Consider the following 22,868-nt stretch of genomic DNA (forward strand, 5'->3'; position numbering starts at 1 on the left):
ATATTAAATAATAAACTCCTTGAATCAAGTAAAAGAAAAGTATTGGAAATCAAAAGGAAAATAATAATGTCAAAAGAAATAGTACTTAATGATAATGTTTTTTTGGTAAGTGAAACTGATTCAAAAGGCTTTATCACTTATGCAAATGAACAATTTTGTAAAGTAGCCCAATATGATTTTGATGAGTTAGTAGGACAATCTCATAATATAGTAAGACATCCTGATATGCCAAAAAATGCATTTAAAGAGCTATGGGAAACAGTAAAAAAAGGTAATGTCTGGCAAGGATATGTAAAAAATAAAACTAAAGAAAATGACTATTATTGGGTTATTGCTACAGTTTATCCATACGAAAATGAAGCTGGGGAACAATGCTATATGTCATGTAGAAGAAAACCTGAAAGACAAAAAATAGAAGAAATTAAAAAATTATATAAAAAAATGTTCTAATTTATAAAATAATAGGTTCAGGCTTTCCAAAATAATAACCTTGAGAAAAGTCTACACCTAATTCTTTCACTTTTTTTGATATATTCTCATCAGATACAAACTCAGCAATAGTTTTTATATTGTTTTCTCTAGCAAAAATTATAATTGATTTTACAATACTCTCATTGTATTTACTAATCAAAATATCTTTTATTAAGCTTCCATCAATTTTTATAAAATCAGGTTGAAAGATATTTAATCTTTCATAATTTGAATATCCACTACCAAAATCATCAATTGATATCTTTACATGACCAACTGCTTTTATCAGTTCAATAAATATTTTAGTAGTTTTTAAATCTCTTACCTTCTCATCTTCAAGAAGTTCAAAGGTAATTCTACCTTTATTTGATTTCTGACTAACTAACTCAAAAAGTAAATCTCTTATTTCTAAATCTTCAATATCAAAAGAAGATAAATTTATAGAAATTTCAACTTGTTTATTTAAAGACAAAACTTTTTTAGCATTCTTTATTACTTTTTTTGTTAAATCATGATAATAACCAGACTTTTTTGCTTCTTCCATAAAAAAGAAAGGAGATATTATTTCATCTCTTTCATTTACTATTCTTAATAAAGATTCATATTTAATAATTTTATGACTTTTATTACAAACAATAGGTTGATAAAAAGATAATACATTTTCTTCATTACTTAGAGCATATTTGATTAAATTTAAAACTTTTAATTTATCTTTAGCTTCAATTTGTTTTTTTTCATGTAAACCATTTGAAAAAATCAACTTATCTTTTCTTTTTTCTATAAGCTCTCTTACACCAGTAATAGCATCATCAAATAAGTTTTCTTTTTCACTTGAAAAACTTAACAATAAATCTATTTCGTATTTATTACCCTTAAAAAATACATCTGTTTTAGCTAAATTACTAAGCAGCTTATTTAAATATATTCCCATGTGCTCACTATTAAACTGTTCATTTTTTAAAAAAGCAAAAAGTCCACTACCTAAAATATAAACTTTATTTACCTTTAAATGAGAAGGAAAAGAAACTAATAATATTTTAGAGAATTCTTCTTCAAAATCACTTCTTTCTTTTTCAGTATAAAACTCTTTTAATATATTATAGTTATCAATTTTTGATAAAATAAGCATGGGTTCATTCATATTTTCAATATCATCAAGTAATTGTTTTTTAGGATTCATAATATCTGTAATATCATGTCTAATACCAATATATTCTATTATTTCACCTTTTGAATTTAATATAGGATCAATAACCGAATCAACATAATAAACTTCACCATTTTTATTTTTATTTTTTATTTTTCCAAACCAAGTTTGCTTTTTATCACGAATAGTATGCCAAAGATTTTCATATAATTCAGAAGATACATCTTCATGTCTTACGATACTATGATTATTTCCAATTAATTCTTCTTTTGAATATCCTGATATTTCTTCAAACTTTTTATTTGTATATGTTATAACACCTTTTAAATCAGTTTTAGAAACAATAGAACTTAAATCAACAACCTTTTTATATTGTTCTAAAAGATTTATAACTTCTTTATTTTCTCTTTCTAAAAGTATTGTTCTATATATTTTATTTATAGAATCATGTAAAGTTTTTAGATTTGTAGGTTTAATTAGATATCTATCTATATTAAGATTTATAGCATTTGTTAAGTTTTCACTATCATTAAAAGCAGTAAGTATTATAATTCTAGCATTTTCATTTATTTTTTTTATCTCTTCACACATTTCAATACCATTTAAATTTGGCATTCGTATATCAGAGATTATTATATCAGGATTAACTTCTTTATATAACTGTAAACCTTCAAGTCCGTCACTTGCTACATAAAGTTTTTTAACCCTTTTTTCTAAAAAATAAGATAACTCTTCTCTTATACTTTCTTCATCTTCAACATATAAAAGAGTTATATCAAATATAGAATTCAAACTAGTGCCTTGTAATACTTTTTTATTATTTAACAATCATACTACAAAAATATTTAAAAGTAACAATGAATTATTTTTCTAAAAGATAATCTGCTTTTGATTTTAACTTTTTTCTCTTTAGAAAACTTTTTTCTCTTTCACTAAGTGTTTCTTTTTGCTTTTTTGATTCATTTTTTTTAGTTGTTTTTTTCTTTATTTCTTCTTTTTGCTTTTCTTGTTTTTTAAAAAGAGTAAGAATTAAATAAATAGAAAAAACTAAATTAAAAAGAATTATAAACCATTTTACAAAAAGTGCTAATTCTAAAAACTCTAATCTATTTTTCAATTTTAAATATTCAATTATATCGCTATAAATTGCATTTGCGAATAATGCTACTATTAAAAGAAGAGAGATTAAAAGTACTCTTTTTCTAAACTTATACAAATAGTACCAAAACAATGCAGATTTAACTTGCTTAAACATTTATAATCCTATATAAAAAAATTTAATCCAAGTGCAGCTAAAGCTACTACTAAAGATTTAGTTTTTAAGTCATCCATAATTTTTCGTTCTTCATCTGCAATAATTATTTCTAATTCATCATCACTAAAGTCATCAAAGCTTTTATGATTTTCAACTAGTCTAGCTTTTGTAGCTAAAATAGCTTTTTCCCTTACTTTTAATTTTATAGCTTCTTTAACTTGTTGGCTTTTTATCTTTGGATAATCAAAAGCTTTTGTTGTGTTTTCAGAAGCTATATTTAATAATCTACTTGATTTCTCTTTTAATTTTTCTTTTATTCCCATATTAAATTCTCTTTTATTTATTTCTTTATTATTATAACATTTGAATATTAATGAAAAATATTATTTTACTCAAAATTCTTTTTTTAATTCACTTGCACTTTTGATAATATCTACACCAAACTTTGCTCTTAATTTTTGCATTTGATTTGTAAGTTCTCTTTTTTTTAAATCCCCTTCATATTCAAAAAGATTATATGTATATTCATTAACTTTAGCAAAGTTTGATACAGTTATATTTAACTGTATTACACCATGTTTTGGGTGTATATCACTTTCTAAAAATAGATTTGCCATTGCTTCTTTAAAATCTGTTTCATTAAATATTCTATTTACATTAATATAGTTTTTCGATTTTACTTTATACTCATATTTTATTTTTATTGAATATGTCAAGGGATTTACATTTGCTTTTTTTACTAAAAAACACAAATACCTACTAAGTATCATAACTCTTCTTCTAAGTTCAATTCTATCAAAAATAGGATCGAAACTTCTTCCTATTCCTATTGATTTCTTTTCTCTCTCTAGGGTTAACTTTGTATCTCGTATACCACATATACGATTGTATAAATCTATTCCTGGTTTTTTCCAAGAGTAAAATAATTCTCTTTTTTTTCTAATATCTCCAAGAGTTTTTATTCCATAGCCTTTAAGCCTTTTTTGAAAAGCTTTTCCTATTCCTGGAAACTTTTCAATAGGAATATTTCTAGTAAAGTTTGAAATATGATCAACACCTACAAATTTAACGCCATCAGGCTTTGCATATTCAGTTATTAGCTTTGATAAAAACTTAGTATTTGCTATTCCTATAGATATGGGAAGTTTAAGTTCATTATATATTTTCTTTTTTAAATTATATGCAAACTCAACAATTTCGTTAGAATCTATATAACCAGTAAGATCGCCAAAAAATTCATCTATTGAAAACTGTTCTACTAAAGGTATCTCTTTTATAAGAAGTTTTTTTAACTTTTCAGATAAGTCGTGATATAAAGGATAGTTTGGAGGAAGCATTTTTAAATGGGGGCATAATTTTAGAGCTTCATTTACACTCATTGCAGTTTTAACTCCATAAGCTCTTGCTTCATAAGAAGATGTAGTTATGATACCTCTTATTTTTCCATTTTCATCAACAAAATAATCTTTAAAGGTTTTTTGCCCTTCATTTGTAAGAATTGTACTTACAAAGGCTCCTGAATTTGATGAGATTTTTCTAACTTCTTTTTTAGATGAAAAAATATTAAGATTACTACGTCCCCCAACTGCAACTGGAATATGCTCTAAACTACTATCAATAGTCCTATGAGCTGATACAAAGAAACAATCTAAATCTAGGTGAATAAACATAAAAGAATTATAACTAATATAAAAAACTTATATTAATTTTATTACAAATTGAAATATTTTTACATTTATCAAAAATCAAGATAAAGTAACATTGATGATATATATCAATGTTACTTTAAAAATACTATTTATTTTTTGCATTCTTTTTACAATCTTTTCCAAATGGATAAAAATTCTTTCTAATATTAAAACCTTCTGTTATGATAGAAAACAAGCTTATCCCTTCTGATTTTTCATCTAATAAGTCTTTGTATTTCATAGGTTTAGATGTAGTAATTGTAGCTTTACTAAACTGACTATTACTAGATAATAAAGACTGTTTTAATGAAGATAAATTTAAATCAATTTTTGCTATTTCTCTAAGCTCTTTTGAAAACTTATTTATATTACTAATATTAACTTCAAGTTTTGCTAACCTCTCATTCTCTTTAGAAGAAAATGAAATTAGTTTTTTAACTTTTAGTAAATAACTTACTACACCAGCTCTTCCAAAATGCCAAGATGTTCTTGAATCTGTATTAATATTACATTCAAAAGCATCTAAATAAGAAAGACTTGGTACTAATTTTTCAACTTCTACTCCTGTTGAAATGACATAACCATTTTTAGATTCACTATTTTTATATTTTCCCTCAGCTAAAGAGCTAACTTTTGCACTTGAAGAGTTATCCTTATTTGTGTTCCATTTGAAAATAAATATATCTTTTTTCTTCATTAGATTTATAAGATTAGTAGAATTATCATTATATTCTTTTTTTAGTGCTGTTAATTGAGTATTTAATAGTTTAAGTTCTTCTTTGTAAATGGCTTTTTTTTCTTCATTTTTTTCATTTTTTTCCAAAGAGCTTTTATTATAAAAATCTACAGTTTTATCTAAAATATAATTTGCTAAAACTTCTAATTTTAATAAAGAAGACTTGATAGTAAGTAACTCATCAAAAGTTGCATTATTTTCATATACAATTTTTTGTATTCTAAAATCTTCTTTTCCTAACCATTCTTTACTCATGTCAATAAGAATAGAACTTTGAGCACCTCTTGAAGGATGTAAAAAATAAACCTCCCCTGCTTTTGTAATAGGAGATAAACCATTTACTGCCATAGATTTTATTTGAGAGCTATTTGTAAATAAAGATGAGACTTCAAACTCATTGTTAACATCAAATGATGATTCGATGATTGGATTTTTAGGAGCACATGCTGAAAACAGTAGCGTTATACCAGTAATAAATATTACTTTTAAAGTTGTATTTAACATAAATAGTCCTTTTTTAATTAAGTAAAAACTATTTTTATTATAACAATAAAATAAATATATTTTTTATTATTTATAAAAACTATTTGTATAATTAAGTTTATTTTAATTTTATAGAATAATTGAATAGAAGCTTTCTTTTAAAACTCTTTATGATAATATCACAATAAAAAAGGATATATCATAGCTACTTGTAAAAACTGTAAGAGAGAAATTGAAGCAAAAAAAAGACAATGTCCCTATTGTGGTATATTAAATCCAACTGTAACTTTAAAAGATATATTTATAGCATTAGCTTTAGTTTTAGCAGTAATGACAGTAGTTACATTCTTTATGAAATAACTACTTCGCTATTTTATTAATATCTGATTCAATTGAATTTTCTAAAGAATCCCTTTTAAGTTCATAAAATTTAAATATATCCATAACTCTTTCAAGTTCTTCAATATCATATTTGTTATCAACTGGTTCTTTTAAATTTAGCACATTTTTAACTATATCTTTTTCATAATCACTCAAAGTAGAAATATCGCCATTATTCTCTTTTAATTTTTCTAATATTTTCTTTGTTTTTTCATCATCTTCATTTAAAAGGAAAGCTACAATCAAAGAAAAAACATCATTTAGTTGCGAAGATAAATCATCTAAATCCAAAGAACTTTTTTCTTCACTTAAAGCTTTGTTTCTAACAACATCTTCAATTTTCAAAGAGTTTACATGAGCTAAAAGAAGCTCTTCTTTTGTTATATTCTCATTTGTACTATATGCTTCATTTAAATCAATTTTTGAATCAAAATCTTTATTGATTGATAAAGTCATATTTAATTCATCTGCGATAGAATGTGCACGATTACCACTTCTGTACATACTTGTATACTCATCATCTTCTTTAGTGTTTAAATATGTTTTACTTATAGTTTCATCAACATCTACTGATAAATCACTACTATTATTTACAGCAATTCTTAGATTTACTTCAAAGTTATTTTTTGTTTGATTGTATTCATCTAAAGACAATAAACCATCATTATTTTTATCTGCTTCAAAAAAGTTTCTCTTATATGCAATATCTTCAAACCAACTAGCAACATAACTTTCTGCTTTATTATCTAATGTTACAATTCCATCTGTACTTCTATAAATATCATCTTTACCAAAATAATCTTCTAACTTAGAAATAATATCATTATCTAAAGATACAGCTACCATTTTACCATCAACAGGATTTTCAAAAGTAGTAACTGTATTATTTTCATCGTTATCAATAGCTTGATAAGATATATTTTCACTCTTCTTTCCATTATTTAAAAGATCAGCAAAATTTAATGCTTGTTCTTCTAACTCTTTTTCATTTCTATCTTTTGATTCTACTTGTGTAGACTCAAAAGCAATACTATTATCAACAGATATATCTATATTCATAATAACTCTTTTATTAATATTTGAATAATTCTAGCTAAAAATATATAAATTATCTTCTAAAGTTTAAGTTATTATAAGTAATACTATTTTACTCTAAATTTAAATCACCTCTATATTTTATTGGAAAATCAGGTGAGTTTAGTTGTAGTTCATAGCCTTTTTTTATTGTTTCGTTTGGGATTCTCCAAGTTTTTTGAAGCAGTTTTAATACTGAACCTTTTGTATATTTTGTATTGATTAAAGCTATTGCATAAGCACTTGCTTTTGTATAATCTTTTAGATTATCATAATAAAATTTTGAGATACCTTGATATGCATCTAAATCTTCTTTTTCTATAGCTTTTTTATACCATTTTTCTGCATTTTTATTATCTTTTATCTTAGTATAAATAGTCCCTAAATTAATCATTGAATCAGGATGATTTTTTTCGGAAGCTTTTAAGTACCATTTCAAAGCATTTTCATAATCTTTTAATTTTGAATAACTAAACCCTAAACCTATCAACGCCTCATCACTACCAAGCTCAATAGCATTTTCACACCATTTAATAGCTTCTTTATACTCTTTTTTCATCTGATAGGCATAACACATATAGTTTGAGTTTTCACCCATTGGTTTCATTGAGTTTGAGTATTTAAACCATTCTATAGCTTTATCATAATCTTTTAACTCTTCACTATAGGCATACCCTATTTTTGTGGCTGGGATTGGGTCTTTTTTTGCAGAAGACAACTCACTAAGTTTAAAATATTCATTTATATGTTCATCTTTTACTTCTGGCATAGGTAAAGAAGCTTTATATTTTACTTCCTCTTTTTTTTGAATAGGCTCACAAGCTGTAAATATAAAGACACTTATACTTACTAAAACTATTTTTACTATATTTCTTATCATTATATTTTTCCTTTTAATAATTCTTCATCTTTTATAGAAAAACTTATCTGTTTTAGTTCTTCTATATCTATTCTACAATTTGGTGTTATTTTATCTATGTCTTTAAACTCTACTTCATACTTAAACTCTATTTGTGAAGATATTACTACTATATATGATTTATGGTTTTGTTTTTTTATATTATGGCTAAATTGATTTAAGTGGATATATGGTATTTCTTTTGGGAAGAAGTCAAAAATATTATCAGTTAGTGCTAATAAAGTTTTACTTATTTCCAAATACTCATCCCCATAAGGAGAAAAGAATAGTTTAAACTCTTTATCATCTGCTAATATTTTTGGAATTTTTAAAGCCCTTTGAACATAAAAGCTTATTTCCATTCCACTTACTGTTCTTACTCTTTGATGTGAATTAAACTCTGTTTCTTCTAGCTTATATCCAAACAATGAAGATTTAAAAAAACTTAACTCATTTTTTAAACTTGTATCAAAGTATTTCTCATTTCCTTTATAGTTCTCTCCTATAAACTGTACTAATCTTTTTGGATTATTAAACCCATCACTTGATATTGCTTTTAGCTCTTTTTTTTCATTTGTTATTTCAAATAAATATGGGGCTTGATATTTTTTTTCTTGCTCTATTCCTCTAAAGTTTTTCCAAATAGAAAATTCTATTGTTTTATACAATAAAGATTTCTTCAAATAAATATCTAAATCACTATCTATAATCTCATTTAATATCAATCCACCTATTATTGATATTATTGCTCCTAAAATTACTGCTGGTACTAATGGCATTGTTAATAGAAGTGCTAATCCTACTCCTGCTAATGCTGTTGTTACTACTAAAGCATCATAATCTTCTCTTTTATAAAGTTTTACTATATCAAAGGCTGTTGTTATTATTATAGTTATTACTGCTACTTTTGCTACTACTTTTTGTTGTATAAAAGTAAGTAGTCTTTTACTTGATAGGCTTATTTGTTTTACACTATTTGTTTTTAAGAAGCTCTCTAAAACCTTCATTGGGACTTTTGGATATTTTTTAACTAAGCTTCCTAAGCTTATTGTTACTGCTGTTAAGTCATTTACAAAGCCTATATGAGTCTTTATATTCTTTTTACTATCATCAAAGAATAAATAGTCTGTTACTTTTGCTATTGCTATTAAGTTTCCATAGGTTTTTAATCCTGAACTTAAATAAACTAAGGAGTTTTGGGAAATAGTCCTTCTTTCAGGTAATTTATTTTCGATTTTTTCCAAAATTTTATCAATATTAGAAGTAATTCCTTCTATATTTTTTAAACTCTCATAGTATTGTCTTTGTTGTGTTTTTATATTTTGATCTTGATCATGAATATATTTATAACTTATATCTTCTCTTATCTCTGTATTTTTTGATATTTTAAACTCTTCTATAAATTTAAGTGCTTTTTTCTTTGAGTTAGAAAATATTATATCATTTAGTATTAACTTTATTTGCATTGAAGAATAAACTTCTGATATTTTATATTCAAATCTTAAAGTCTCTTTTTCTTTTTCATCTAAAGCTATTTTCTTTTTTGTCATATCTACTACAAACTCATATATATGTGATAACTCATCATTAAAAAATGAGTTTATATCACTTTCTTGATCTAGGTATACTCTAGGAGCACTTAATAAGTATATAATATTTTTAGCTGATATTACATAATTTAATTTATCTGTTTTTTCAATATTTTCATATATTTTTAAAAGCTTTTTTAGTTCTGATGCTTTTAACTTTTCACCAATTTCTTTTATTAAATTACTTGGTTTTTTGATACTACTTTTATAATAATTTAGATTTTTACAATAGATATACTTTGATTTAAAGCTTACTTTCTCTCCTTTTTGTTCAAAGGATTTTATACTTTTTATATAATCTAAATTTTCATACTCTTCTAAAAATTTATCTCTTAAATTTTCAGCTTTTACTATCATATCATGATATATAGTTTGATCTTCAACTGTTTCTCGTATATCCTTTATAGAAGCATCACTAATATTTGGTTTAGGTGAAACTCCTCTTAACTTCATAAGAAAATCATTTCTTAAGCTATTTAATCTTTCATATATACTTATACTTTTTAATTCTTCTTCAAAGGCTTCACTATAAACTAGTGAGAATAAAATATGAGCTAAAACATAAGAGGCATTAGTTTTTATTTGAGTATAATCATCATTTGAGCTATTAAACTCTAATAATTTTATTCCCATTCTTGACATATTTAAAATATGTCTTTTATTTTTTTTTGCTTCACTATTAGATAGATACATATATTTATTTGCTGTTCTAAAGTTTAATTTACTATAGAAAATACTATTGTTATTCATATAACTATCATTAAAAAAATCTTTTTTTAAAAATTGAATTTGTTGAAAATATGATTGAGCTACTTTATCTTTATCTTTTTCAAGTATTTTTGAAATATCTATATCTTTTAGTAAAATATCTAATAGTTCTTTATCACTCAGCAATAAAGATATCATTTTATTATATATATCTTTTAATTTTTTTATTGACATTTTATAGCTTTGTGCTTCATCTTTTGAAAAATAAAAATAATCAACCATATTTGATATTGTATATGTATATAAGTTTTGTTTTTTCACATCTTCTATTATTGAATGATTATGTGCATAAGCTAATTTATAGTTCTTATAATACTCTTCATACATATCTTCTATTTCTGCTAAGATATCTTCTATTATACAAAGTACATTTATTCTTTTTAATTTCCCTTCTTTATTTGGTACAAACTTCTTTTGTATTTCTAACTCTTTTTTACTTATACTTCTTTGATCTATTCCTTTTATATCTTTTATATAAAAAGCTTTTTCTTTATTTCCTTCTTTTGGGTTTATACTTAATTTTTGAAGTTTTTTTATATCTTTTTCTTCTTCTAATTTAACATTACTATATGATATATCTATTTTTGTATCTTCATATATTGGTATATAATCATATTTTACTTTGCTTTTACTATCTTCAAAGTAGATATCTTTTAAGCTCTCATTATAAAAAGAGCCTTTACTTAGTATTTTATATTCTTTGATTTTATTATTTTGTTTTACATATAGGTATGCAAAGGTATGAACATAAATATTATCTTTTATATCTAAAGGTTCATTTTTTGTAATATATTTCTCATCTGTTTTTCTAAAGGCTCTTGTTGGTCTTAAAGGTTTATATTCATTTTGGCTTTGTCTTAAAAAATATAAAGCATATTTTTCTTTTTCTATTAATTTTTTTGCTTCTTTTTGCTTTATTGGGCTTATTTCTTCTTTTTGGATTACTTGATTTTCTAAAGAGGGGGGAGTTGATATTTTAGATTGTGTTTGTCCTGGGTTATTTAGGATTACTGCTCTTCCTTTATCTGTTTTAAATCCTATTGTATCAAGGAGGTATGTTTTTCCTGATGCTGATACATTTGTTTGTGTTCCTGCTGTTGAGATGGCAACTACTTTTGTACAAGGGTTTGATAAAGGACTTCTTGGGCAGGCTACTGGGGCATTTAGTAAATCTTCCAAATATAGTGGTTTCTTTCCACCTATTGTATAATTTTCTACACTTGATTTTAGTGTTACTTTACCTCCACAAGCGCAGGTTATTACTCCTTCTTCTACTACATTATATTCATTTGACATAATAAACCTATTTATTTTTTGGCTTATGTTACTTTAAAATAATTTAAAAAGAAATTAAATAGTATTTTTTTATTGCTTTTTTTCTATTTTTTAATCATAGCATATAAAAATCCAACTGCTAATCCAATAAAATGAGCATACCAAGCAATAGGAAGACCTATCAGTAGTGGTGCAACTGAGATTAGTAAAATCCAAGTTATAATACCACTTCTTTGAGTTTTATCCCAATAAGCAACATAACCCAATACTGCACTAATAGCACCTGAAGCTCCTACTAAATTTACATAATTATCTAAATAATAAATATACGCAAAAGAGATTAAAGATGTAGTAATACCACAAATAAAATATAAAAGTAAAAACTCTTTAGCTCCCCTTGAACGCTCGATTAGACTTCCAAACTGATAAAGTACAAACATATTCATAGCAAGATGAAAAATACCTCCATGTGCAAACATTGTGCTTAAAGGTTGCCACCAAAAATCATAAACTCTAAAATACATATTTAAACCAAATAATAAACTTCCATCATTTATACTTTCTTGAATTATATACATCAAGATTGTTATTGCTATTACTATATTTGTTACTGTAAAATTTGATTGATTATAACTTCTTAACATTGTTTTTATATACCTTTATTGAACAATCTATTCTATTTAATATTTCTTTATCATCATACAATCTAAAGTCTGTAAATATCTTGAATATCTCTTTTTCATCAGCTTTAAAAGTTGTAAGTATTGAGCCTGAGTAAAATTGTTTTCTTTTTATTTTATCATCTACACTATTTTTTTCAATTAATTTATACTCAATCGAAAGATACTTCTTAATACCTTTTTTAGGTGCTCGTCCAACTGCTTGAATATATAAATCATTTAGTTTTTCTAAACTTATTAAAGTCTTTGTATTAGATGATTTTGCTTTTTTATAACTTCCATTTAATCTATAATAACCTTTTCTTAAAGCTTTTAGAGATTCATTTAAAAGTTCTTGATTATATACTTTGTATTTAGTAAGTGTGATTTCTTCACAAGATAGGGGGATTACTTTTTCTTTTGTTATTTCAGGTTCATTAACTATATATTTTACATATAAAGTTAATGTAACTGAAATGATTATGATTGAGGCAAGAGTAAAAAAGTTGTTTATTACTTGGCTTTGCCTCAAATTTCGCATAATATTTTCTTTATACTAAAGCCTCTTTTAATACATCTTCAATAGTATTAACAGCTTTTATTTCCATAGCATTTTTAACCTCAGCAGGAATATCTTCTAAGTCTCTTTCGTAATTTTTCTTAGGAATTAAAGCTTTAGTCATTTTAGCTTTATAAGCAGCTATTAACTTCTCTTTTAAGCCTCCAATTGGTAAAACCTTTCCTGAAAGTGTAAGCTCTCCTGTCATAGCAACATCTGATTTTATTTCTCTATTACTTAAAATAGATGCAATAGTTAAAGCCATAGTAATACCAGCACTAGGGCCATCTTTTGGAGTAGCACCTTCTGGAATATGTAAGTGAATATCATATCTTTTATAAACTTCACTAGCATCAACTTTTAGTTTTTCTTCTTTTTCTTTAAATGTTTTAGGAATTATTTCATCATCAATCTTTAAAACACCATTATCAATAAGTACTTTTACTACTGAATAAGAAATTCTTGATGATTCTTTCATAACATCACCCAAGTTTCCAGTTACAGATAAAATTCCCTTACCTTTTAACTTAATAGCTTCTGTTTTTAAAACATCACCACCTACAGAAGTCCATGCAAGACCATTTGCTATACCAACAGCATTTTTCTTATCAGCTGGATCTATTTCAAAAATAGGATTATCTAAATAAGATTTCAGATTTTTAGTAGATATAGAAACTTTTGTAATTTTTTCATCACTTAAAATCTTTTTAGCTGCTTTTCTAAATAGTTTTGAAAAAACTCTTCTTAAATTTCTAACTCCAGCTTCTCTAGTATACTTAGAGATGATAGCTTCAATTGTAGGTTTTGATAAAGAAATTTCACTTTTATTTAATCCATGCTTATCTAATTCTTGAGGAATTAAATAATCCTTTGCGATATGATACTTTTCATTTGGAGTATAAGAAGAAATTTCAATAAACTCCATTCTATCTCTTAGTGCAGCAGGGATTCTTCTTACATCATTTGCAGTTGATACAAAAATAATTTGAGATAAATCAATAGCAAAGTTTAAATATAAATCTCTAAATTCATGATTTTGCTCTGGATCCAAAACTTCTAGCATTACAGCAGTAGGGTCACCTCTGTGATTTGCACCAAGTTTATCAATTTCATCTAAAACCATTACAGGATTCATTTTTTTAGCATCAATTAAACCTTTTACTAATCTTCCTGGCATAGCACCAACATAAGTTCTTCTATGTCCTCTTAGTTCATTTACATCTTCCATTCCACCCAATGCTACTCTTACAAGTGGTCTTTGAAGTGCTTTTGAAATTGAGTTTGCTAAAGATGTTTTACCAACACCAGGAGGTCCTACAAAACATAATACAGTACCTTTAGCTTTTAAATCTTCAACTTTTCTTTGCTCTAAAAGTTGCTTAACTGCAAAATATTCTAAGATTCTTTCTTTTGCTTTTTCTAAAGAATAATGATCTTTATTTAATTGTTTTTCTACATTATTAACAGAAATTTTTTCATCTGAATACTGTCCAAAAGGAATATCTAATACTTGCTCAATATAAGTTTGTAAAAGAGATGCATCAGGTGAGTCTTGGTGCATTCTTGAAAGCTTCTCTATTTGTTTTTTAGTCTCTTTATATCCATCTTTTGGCATAAAAGGTTTAAGTTTTTTAAGTTTTTTACCATAAGACTTAATTTCTTCATCTTTTTTATTATCAGTACCAAGCTCTTTTTGAATAGCTTTAATTTGTTCTTTTAAAAAGTAATCTTTATGAGTTTTTTCAATTTTTGTATTTACTTTTTGAGTTATTTCTTTTTGAATTTTAAAAGACTCTATCTCTTTTTTAATAACTTCAATAATATCTAATAGTCTTTGTTCAACATCTGTTTGAGAGAAAAGTTTATATGCGTCTTCTTTTTTAACTTTTAAAACAGATGAAATTAAATCTGCAATTCTTGTTGCATCATCATTTTCTTCTATTGTCTTAATTAAATCAGCAGGAAATTTTGAGTTTAATCTTGAAAGTTTTTTAACATGCTCAATTAAAACAGAAATTACAGATTTAACATTTTCACTATTAAAATCTTTACTTTCTAAAATATCAACTTCACATCTAATAGGATTAGCATCATCAAAATCAGTAATTTTACCCTTAGCTAAACCTTGGAAAAGCACTTTTATTTTACCATCAGGTAAAGCTACTTTTCTCATAATATTCCCAACAACACCTACATCATAAAAAGACTCATTGGCTCTTTTACCTTCTTTTCCATGCTTAGATACAGCAACAATAACTAATTTATTTTCTTCAATTGCTTGTTCAACAGCACTTATATTTTCATCACTATCTAAAAAAAGCGGAGCAATCATAAAAGGGTATAAAAAAATCTCATCTTCTATTATTAGTGGTATTCTTTGTGGAAAGTTATCATAATTTTCTAGTTCCATATATTTACTCCTAAATTCTTATATAATTATTCAAAAATCGATCTATAAAATGGTACTTCTATAGGTTTAATTTCATCTGGTTTAATCCATGATTCTTTAACTCTATCACTATAAATTTGAGCTGCTTTTTCTTTACCTTTTTTCTTATAAAGTTTAGCTATCTCTTCATCTAAAAGTGCTTTTGCCATGTATAATCTTGCATTCATTGTATCAACAAGAGGCATATAAGGAGAAGAGCTATATCTTATTTTATATTCTTTAATATCATTTAAAGTATCTTCAATAAGTTTTTGATCTCTCATTTGATATTTGAAACCTAAAAAGTTAGCTTTAATTTTTAAATATCTAGCATAATCAATATTTTTACTTAATGCAAATCTTTTAATATATTCATCTAAATAGAAATTTGCTAAAGCATACTCTTCTGCATCTATATGAGCATTTACTAAAATCAACATTGCAGTGGGAATTAAAGGTGAATTTCTATGTTCACTCTCTAAAGATGTATATGTATCATCAGCTAGATCTGTATCTCCTTGCGAAATTTGAGTTGCCATTTTGTTGTACCAATAAATCGCTGGTTTATTGTACTCTGTACTTGACTTATTCTTTGAAGAACAAGCTGTAAAAATAAAAATTAAACTTGTAGCAAATAATAAAGTTTTCATCTTAAAGCTAGTTACCATATAAAATCCTTTCTTGTAAAGTTGATATTTTATCTAATACTAGCTTAGGAATTATCTGCTATAATAATAAAAATAATTAAAAAGGTATTAAAATGAAACTAACTTTAATAGGTAATGGGGTTATGGCTCAATCACTAGCAAAGGGACTTATTAAAAACCATGAAGTAGAAATTATAGGAAGAGATGAAAATAAATTAAAAGCTATTCAAGAAAAAATTCCTGGCATTACTACAAAAATTTTAAATGACCAAGAAGATATTACAGATAAAAATATTCTTTTTTGTGTAAAGCCTTATGCCTTACATAGTGTATCAGCAAGACTTGTAGGAAAGGCTAATACACTATTTTCTATTTTAGCAGGAACAACACTTGATACTCTAAAAAAACAAATTGAAGCAAAACACTATGTAAGAACAATGCCAAATGTCGCAGCTTCTGTTCAGTTTTCAACTACAACTATAACAGGGGATAAAGAAGCTAAAAATACAGCCATTGAAGTTTTCTCATCAATAGGAAAAGCTATTTGGGTAAATACTGAAAACCAACTTGATATAGCAACTGCTATTGCAGGTTCAGGCCCTGCATATTTGGCATTGGTTGCAGAGGCTTTAGCTGATGGTGGTGTAAAAGCTGGACTTGAAAGACATACTTGTTATGAATTAGTTCAAGGTTTAATGGAAGGAACTGCAAAGCTACTAAAAGCAAATCATCCTGCAATTATAAAAGACTCTGTGATGTCACCAGGTGGTACTACTGCTGCTGGTGTAGCACAACTTGAAGAAGGAAAAGTTAGAGATTCAATGATAAAAGCTGTAAATAAAGCTTACGAAAAAGCTTGTGAACTTGGAAAAAAATAGCTTTACTATTTTAGAAACACTAATAAGTATTAGTTTACTTTTATTTGTAATAAGTGGATTTTCAAACTTCACTTATTACTCTTCTAAAAGTAATTATTTTCAAACCCTAAATACTTTAGAAAATAAATTTACAAAAAAAGACTACTCTTCTTTTTCTAAAAATATGAAAAACTTAGAAATTCAAATAAATAATAGTTTAAAAATAAATCTTAATGTAGAAAAATATGAGTACAAAGATGAAAAAATTACACTCTTTAAATATGAAATCTAGTTTTTCACTCTTTGAATTAATTTTAGTTACTTTAGTATCTTCAATCGTAATCATATATAGTTTAATTTTTATTAAAGAACTTTATGAAAATAACAATACACAACAAACACAAGAAATACTAAAAATAGATTTACTCGCAACAAAAGCGTTTTTAGATAAAAAATCAGATTTTTACGATGATATAAGATATGAAAACGAAGTACTATTTTATAAAGACTCTATATTACTAGAAAATGTTACGAATTTTAGGATTGTAAAAGAAAAAAAGTTTATAGAAATAAATCTAAACTTAGAAAATAAAATTTCTATTTTATGGGTATTTAAAATATGAAGAAGTCATATATTTTACTTTTAAGTATTATTTTAATAACTCTTTTTTCATATTTAAGTATACAAATTGCGACAACAAAATCAATAGAAAATGAAAATGAGATAAATCAATATTTATATATCCAAGCTAAAAACCACAAAGAGTTTTTAAAAGAATATATAAATAGTTTAAGTAATTTAGAAACTATTGAGCATTTAAAAATAAAAGATGATTTTTTTGAGATTGAAGCATTTATAAAAAAACAAACAACAAACTTTCATATACAAATATATGTAAAATCAAAATATTATAATATATCTGTATATGAAGAATTTATAAAAAGTATTTAGATGATAACATCTAAAACTTTTTTAGCTAAGCTTAAAGCCTTACTTCTGTGAGAAAATGATTTTTTAACTTCATGAGGTAACTCTCCTAAAGTTTTTTCATATCCTTTGGGAATAAATAAAGGATCATATCCAAAACCTTCACTTCCAATTTGTTCATCAATAACCTCTCCATGCATCCATCCATGAACTGTTTCAATTTCACCTTTATAAACCATTGCTATACAAGCTGTATAATAAGCAGGTGTTCTTTTTATATTTTTTTCTTTTAAATTATTTATTAGTTTTTCATTGTTTTCCTTATCACTTGCATTTTCACCTGCATATCTAGCAGAATAAATACCTGGTTCATTATTTAATACAGGTACAGTAAGTCCAGAATCATCAGAAATTACAATATGATTTTTATAACCTTTGCTTTCTAATTCATCATAAATCACTTTTGCTTTTTTAATTGCATTGCCTTTAAAAGTATCTTTATCTTCAACAATTTCTATATTACCTAAAATATCTTTATATGCAACAACTTCATCATTTGGCATTAATTTACCAATTTCTTTTATCTTTCCTTTATTACCTGAAGCTAAAACTATTTTCACTACTTTTCCTTTAAACAAACTATTATCTTAAGTATTAATTATATATAATCACAAGAAATTATAATATGTTTAGGATTACAAATGATTAAATCGGTTTTACCACTTAGTTTAATTATAGCCCTAAGATTTTTAGGGTTATTTTTAGTTTTACCAGTAATATCTGTATACGCTATAAATTTAGAAGGAGCAACAACTACACTTGTAGGTATTGTTGTTGGTGGTTATGCACTAACGCAAATGCTATTTCAAGTTCCATTTGGAATTATAAGTGACAAGCTTGGAAGAAAAGGTACTATTGTTATGGGACTTATTCTTTTTGCTTTAGGTTCACTAATTTGTGCAACATCTTCAGATATTTATAGTTTAATGTTAGGAAGATTTTTACAAGGTGCAGGAGCTATTGGAGCAGTAGTTACGGCAATGATTAGTGATTTAGTAAAAGAAGAGCAAAGACCAAAAGCAATGGCCACTATGGGTATGTTTATTGGTATTTCATTTGCAGTATCAATGCTTGCAGGCCCTACTTTAGGTTCAGCTTTAGGAGTTGAGTCTTTATTTTATATTACTATGGTTTTAGCTTTAGGTTCTATTTTTGTTCTACTAAAAATGGTTCCCAACCCTCCACATATTACTCATACATACAATGGAAAAACAAAGTTAAGTTCTGTACTTTTAAATGCAAATTTAGTAAAAATGAATATCACAAACTTTTTACAAAAAGGGTTAATGACTTTTGCATTTATGATTATTCCTATGGTTTTATTAAGATCTTATGAATGGCAAATGTCTGATTTATGGCAAGTTTATTTACCTGCTATGATTTTTGGATTTTTAGCAATGGCACCTGCTGCTATTATTGCTGAGAAAAAAGGAAAATTTAAAGAGATTCTTGTAATAGGTATAGCTTTATTTGGTATTTCTTACTTAGTTATTGGATTAAGTGGCTCAACTTTTGTATTTATTATTGGTGTTGTTTTATTCTTTATTGGATTTAATATGCATGAACCTATTATGCAATCACTTGCTACTAAATTTGCTAAAGTTCACCAAAGAGGTTTAGTTTTAGGTATTTTTAATTCATTTGGTTATTTAGGTACTTTCTTAGGTGGATTACTTGGAGGGATGTTCTTTGAAAATGCTTCTTTAAGTGCAATTGTAATTGCTATTGCTATTATCTGTGCTTTATGGGCAATTTTAATCATAACAATGCCAAATCCTACAAAGAAAAAATTTGTTTATCTTCCAATAGATGAATACAATTTAGATAAAAAAGAGAATTTAGAACACGAAGGTATTGATGAGTGGTATTTAAACAATACAGAAAAAATCATTGCTATTAAATATAATGATGAAAAAATTGATGAAGAATCAATAAAAGCTCTTTTAAAATAACCTTTTAAAGATATATACAATAAAATAAAACAAAAAGGAGATGAGTTTTGAAAAAAGTTTTACTTTACAGTTTCATAACTCTCTTCTTTGTTTTTATAATTAACTCTATTGCTAGTTCAACACAGTTTATAAGTAACTCTAAACTTAAGCAAGTAAAAACAAAATATGGTAACAAAGCCCTTAAAAGAGTTGAGCTTTGGGATCAAATGCTTCAAAAAAACCAAAATCAAAAAATACTTTATAAACTTAAAAATGTAAATGATTTTTTTAATCAAATAAAGTATAAAACAGATCCTGTACATTGGAGAAAAAAAGATTATTGGGCAACACCATTTGAATTTATGGGTACAGGTGCTGGAGATTGTGAAGATTTTGCCATCGCTAAATACTTTAGTTTAAGAAAACTTGGTGTTCCAGAAGAAAAACTTAGAATTACTTATGTTATCTATCAAAAAAGAAACAGTAAATATGACCAAGCTCACATGGTTTTAACATATTATCATAAACCAGGTGCAACACCTATTGTATTAGATAATATTAATAAAAAACTAAAATTAGCTTCAAAAAGAAAAGATTTAAAGCCTATTTACAGTTTTAATGCAAGTGGCTTATGGCAAGCAAAAAATAAAGGTTCTGTAAAAATGGGACGAAACAATCTAAAAGCTTGGAAAAGCTTAATGAGTAGAATTTAAAAAAGGAAAAACTATGTCTTTATCAAAACAGTTGTATATTATAATCGCCTTTATCTTTTTTATGATATTTTTTGGTAACTTTATTATAAGTGTAAACAATACTAAAGAGTATTTACAAAGTGAATCTATCACAAAAGCACAAGATACTGCAACATCTTTAGGAATGACATTAAAACCTCTAGTTCATGATAAACAAAGCGTTGAGATTAAAACAATTATTAATGCCATAGCAAATAGAGGCTTTTATAAGGAAATAAGACTTGAAGATGCTAACTTCACAATAAACCAAACACAACTTATTGAAGCTTCATCAGACTTAGATAATCTAAATTGGAAAATAAAAAGCATAAGTGTTGATAAAGAATTTGGAAAAATACAAGAGCTTTCATCTGATTTAGAAATATCTCAAGAGTTATCTCAACTAGAAAATGTAGAAACGAATGAAGAATCAGATTTTACTCTTGAAGAAAAAAGATATTCATTTATTCCTACATCTGAATATAAAGACGGAGGAAATATAACTTTTAATTTTACTGTTACAAATGAAAAGGGACAAACAATAGACACTTTTGCTAACCTTACAATAAATAAAGTTATTGCACAAGTACAAAGAGATGAAAAGTTTGATTATGTTCCAACTTGGTTTTTAAAACTAATATCTATTAACCTAGAAGAACAATATAGTGAAATTTCTGATGGTTGGAAAACCACAGCTATTATTTATGTAAGTGCAAATGCAGGAGAAGCTTATGCAAAACTATACGAACAGTTTAAAGGTGCTATTATTTACGCTCTTGTTGCATTTTTAGTTTCAATGCTTATTTTATTTATATTTGTTCAATATTTATTAAAACCTCTTAAAAAAATTGAGAAATTAGCACAATCAATTGCTATTGGTAAATTTGATACTATCAAAGAGCTTCCTTGGACAACTGAAATAAAAAATGTAGCACTATCAATGAATGAAATGTCTACAAAAATAGAAGCTATTATTAATAAATTGAATAAAAATTTAGAATCAATTACAAAAAAATTATCAAAAGATGAAGTAACTTCTTTAGAATTAAAACAAAGTTTTGAAACTGATATGAAAAGTATGTTTATTCACAAAGATGATGGTTACGTTTTTGTAATTAAAATATTTGATTTAGCTACTTTTGCTAAATCTCATACAAATCAAGAAGTTAATACTTTTATAAAAAAGTTTGCTACTATTTTAAAAACAACAAAATTAGAAAATAAAAAATGCACTTCAAAAGCTTATAGATTTTTTGGTTCAGAGTTTGCGATGATTGGGAAAAACTTCTCTTATGATGATGCTGTTTTATTTACAAAAAAGCTAAAAGAAAATTTTGAAAAATTATCATTTGAATACAATAAAAAAGATATTGTTCATATAGGAGCAACTCCATTTAATCAAATAGGAACAATTCCTGAAATGCTTCAAGCAGCGAATGAAGCCTATGAAAAAGCTACAATAATTGGCTCTAATGAAGCTTATATCAGAGATAAAAATGACTTATCAAGAGATATGGAATCATGGAGAGAATTAATCTTTGATATTATTGAAAATTCAAAGTTTGACGTAAAATATATCTCAGATGCAAAAAGTCTTTCTTGCATAAAAACAGAAAATGAAGAACCAAAGATTTTAATGCAAGAAGCCTTTACTAGTGCAAAAGACAAAAATAATAATGATATTCCAATAGGAACTTTTGTATCAATTGCTGAAAGATATGAGAAAATTATGCAATTTGATATGAATGTTATTGAAAAAGTAATAAACTATATCATAATAAATAGTATTAAACATGAAATTTCTGTTAACTTATCATTAGAATCTATAAACAACACAGCCTTCATAGCTTGGCTTGAAAAAACACTTTTAAAACATAAAAATATAGCAAATCAACTTGTATTTTCTATTACAGCTTATGCAGCAGCAAAAGATGTGAATAAGTTTAAATTCTTTGCAGATGAGATTCATAAATCAGGAGCAAAAATCATTATAAAAAGATTTGAGACTAAATTTATTCCTCTTGACAATATCAAAGATTTTAATTTAGATTATATTAGATTAGCAAGAGATTATACAAATAATATATGTAATGATGTATCAAAACAAAGTTTTGTAGAAGCAATATCTGAACTGTCATCACTATTAAATATAAAAGTATTTGCAGAAAATGTAAAAGATGAAGAAGACTTAAAAACTATAGAAAAATATAATCTTTATGGGGCAAGTAGATAATTTTATCTACTTAGCTTAAAAGAAGAAAAAGACGTTAATAATAGATTAATAAACCTATAATATAATTCTT

Annotated in this window: 21 protein-coding genes; 8 read left to right on the forward strand and 13 right to left on the reverse strand. The window is 25.5% G+C overall.

Annotated features, from left to right (window positions below):
- Positions 1–66: 66 nt before the first annotated feature.
- The gene (locus ACH5BH_RS03560) at positions 67–450 is read left to right on the forward strand and encodes a PAS domain-containing protein (protein ID WP_423297479.1); all 384 of its coding nucleotides are present in this window, start codon (positions 67–69) and stop codon (positions 448–450) included.
- 1 nt (position 451) lies between these two features.
- Here ACH5BH_RS03560 and ACH5BH_RS03565 read toward each other — a convergent pair whose 3' ends face one another.
- From ACH5BH_RS03565 to ACH5BH_RS03620, 12 genes are all read right to left on the reverse strand, one after another.
- Entirely contained in the window at positions 452–2,410 is a 1,959-nt protein-coding gene (locus tag ACH5BH_RS03565; protein ID WP_423297480.1) for an EAL domain-containing protein, read from the reverse strand.
- Positions 2,411–2,480: 70 nt separating this feature from the next.
- The gene (locus ACH5BH_RS03570; protein ID WP_423297481.1) at positions 2,481–2,873 is read right to left on the reverse strand and encodes a hypothetical protein; all 393 of its coding nucleotides are present in this window, start codon (positions 2,871–2,873) and stop codon (positions 2,481–2,483) included.
- 8 nt (positions 2,874–2,881) lie between these two features.
- Positions 2,882–3,196, reverse strand: coding sequence for a hypothetical protein (locus ACH5BH_RS03575; protein ID WP_423297482.1), 315 nt, complete (start codon positions 3,194–3,196; stop codon positions 2,882–2,884).
- Between the two features lie 69 nt (positions 3,197–3,265).
- Positions 3,266–4,543 carry a Y-family DNA polymerase gene (locus ACH5BH_RS03580; protein ID WP_404306460.1) on the reverse strand — a complete coding sequence of 426 codons (1,278 nt, stop codon included), beginning with the start codon at positions 4,541–4,543 and terminating at the stop codon, positions 3,266–3,268.
- A 124-nt stretch (positions 4,544–4,667) separates the two neighbouring features.
- Complete coding sequence (locus ACH5BH_RS03585) at positions 4,668–5,801, reverse strand: hypothetical protein (protein WP_404306462.1); 1,134 nt, start codon at positions 5,799–5,801, stop codon at positions 4,668–4,670.
- Positions 5,802–6,140: 339 nt separating this feature from the next.
- Positions 6,141–7,220, reverse strand: coding sequence for a hypothetical protein (locus tag ACH5BH_RS03590; RefSeq protein ID WP_423297483.1), 1,080 nt, complete (start codon positions 7,218–7,220; stop codon positions 6,141–6,143).
- An 88-nt stretch (positions 7,221–7,308) separates the two neighbouring features.
- A complete protein-coding gene (locus tag ACH5BH_RS03595; RefSeq protein ID WP_423297484.1) occupies positions 7,309–8,115 on the reverse strand; it encodes a tetratricopeptide repeat protein in 807 nt (268 codons plus the stop codon).
- Positions 8,115–11,786, reverse strand: a complete 3,672-nt coding sequence (locus ACH5BH_RS03600) for a hypothetical protein (RefSeq protein WP_423297485.1) — start codon at positions 11,784–11,786, stop codon at positions 8,115–8,117. Before ACH5BH_RS03600 ends, ACH5BH_RS03595 begins: the two co-directional genes overlap by 1 nt.
- A gap of 83 nt (positions 11,787–11,869) precedes the next feature.
- Complete coding sequence (locus ACH5BH_RS03605; protein WP_423297486.1) at positions 11,870–12,409, reverse strand: rhomboid family intramembrane serine protease; 540 nt, start codon at positions 12,407–12,409, stop codon at positions 11,870–11,872.
- On the reverse strand, positions 12,393–12,965 hold the full coding sequence (locus ACH5BH_RS03610) for a hypothetical protein (RefSeq protein WP_423297487.1): 573 nt from the start codon (positions 12,963–12,965) through the stop codon (positions 12,393–12,395). Before ACH5BH_RS03610 ends, ACH5BH_RS03605 begins: the two co-directional genes overlap by 17 nt.
- A 10-nt stretch (positions 12,966–12,975) precedes the next feature.
- Positions 12,976–15,393: an endopeptidase La gene (gene lon, locus ACH5BH_RS03615; protein WP_423297488.1), complete on the reverse strand. Its 2,418-nt coding sequence runs from the start codon at positions 15,391–15,393 to the stop codon at positions 12,976–12,978.
- Between the two features lie 26 nt (positions 15,394–15,419).
- Complete coding sequence (locus tag ACH5BH_RS03620) at positions 15,420–16,079, reverse strand: outer membrane protein assembly factor BamD (protein WP_404306475.1); 660 nt, start codon at positions 16,077–16,079, stop codon at positions 15,420–15,422.
- Positions 16,080–16,171: 92 nt separating this feature from the next.
- Here ACH5BH_RS03620 and ACH5BH_RS03625 point away from each other — a divergent pair, with 92 nt between their 5' ends.
- From ACH5BH_RS03625 to ACH5BH_RS03640, 4 genes are read left to right on the forward strand one after another with little or no spacing between them, the layout of a single operon-like run.
- Positions 16,172–16,936, forward strand: coding sequence for a pyrroline-5-carboxylate reductase (locus ACH5BH_RS03625; RefSeq protein ID WP_423297489.1), 765 nt, complete (start codon positions 16,172–16,174; stop codon positions 16,934–16,936).
- Positions 16,923–17,207: a hypothetical protein gene (locus ACH5BH_RS03630; RefSeq protein WP_423297490.1), complete on the forward strand. Its 285-nt coding sequence runs from the start codon at positions 16,923–16,925 to the stop codon at positions 17,205–17,207. The genes ACH5BH_RS03625 and ACH5BH_RS03630 overlap by 14 nt, the downstream gene beginning before the upstream one ends.
- Complete coding sequence (locus ACH5BH_RS03635; protein WP_423297491.1) at positions 17,173–17,538, forward strand: hypothetical protein; 366 nt, start codon at positions 17,173–17,175, stop codon at positions 17,536–17,538. The genes ACH5BH_RS03630 and ACH5BH_RS03635 overlap by 35 nt, the downstream gene beginning before the upstream one ends.
- On the forward strand, positions 17,535–17,867 hold the full coding sequence (locus ACH5BH_RS03640; protein WP_423297492.1) for a hypothetical protein: 333 nt from the start codon (positions 17,535–17,537) through the stop codon (positions 17,865–17,867). Before ACH5BH_RS03635 ends, ACH5BH_RS03640 begins: the two co-directional genes overlap by 4 nt.
- Here ACH5BH_RS03640 and rdgB read toward each other — a convergent pair.
- The gene (rdgB, locus tag ACH5BH_RS03645; protein ID WP_423297493.1) at positions 17,864–18,463 is read right to left on the reverse strand and encodes an RdgB/HAM1 family non-canonical purine NTP pyrophosphatase; all 600 of its coding nucleotides are present in this window, start codon (positions 18,461–18,463) and stop codon (positions 17,864–17,866) included. The two genes, ACH5BH_RS03640 and rdgB, sit on opposite strands and share 4 nt — an antisense overlap.
- Before the next feature lie 81 nt (positions 18,464–18,544).
- Here rdgB and ACH5BH_RS03650 point away from each other — a divergent pair, with 81 nt between their 5' ends.
- From ACH5BH_RS03650 to ACH5BH_RS03660, 3 genes are read left to right on the forward strand one after another with little or no spacing between them, the layout of a single operon-like run.
- Entirely contained in the window at positions 18,545–19,855 is a 1,311-nt protein-coding gene (locus ACH5BH_RS03650; RefSeq protein WP_423297494.1) for an MFS transporter, read from the forward strand.
- A 47-nt stretch (positions 19,856–19,902) separates the two neighbouring features.
- Complete coding sequence (locus tag ACH5BH_RS03655) at positions 19,903–20,547, forward strand: transglutaminase-like cysteine peptidase (protein ID WP_404306489.1); 645 nt, start codon at positions 19,903–19,905, stop codon at positions 20,545–20,547.
- Positions 20,548–20,560: 13 nt separating this feature from the next.
- Complete coding sequence (locus tag ACH5BH_RS03660; protein WP_423297495.1) at positions 20,561–22,798, forward strand: bifunctional diguanylate cyclase/phosphodiesterase; 2,238 nt, start codon at positions 20,561–20,563, stop codon at positions 22,796–22,798.
- The last annotated feature ends 70 nt before the right edge of the window (positions 22,799–22,868 follow it).

The sequence above is a fragment of the Arcobacter rhizosphaerae genome (genome assembly GCF_049472155.1).
Classification (GTDB): domain Bacteria; phylum Campylobacterota; class Campylobacteria; order Campylobacterales; family Arcobacteraceae; genus Arcobacter_B.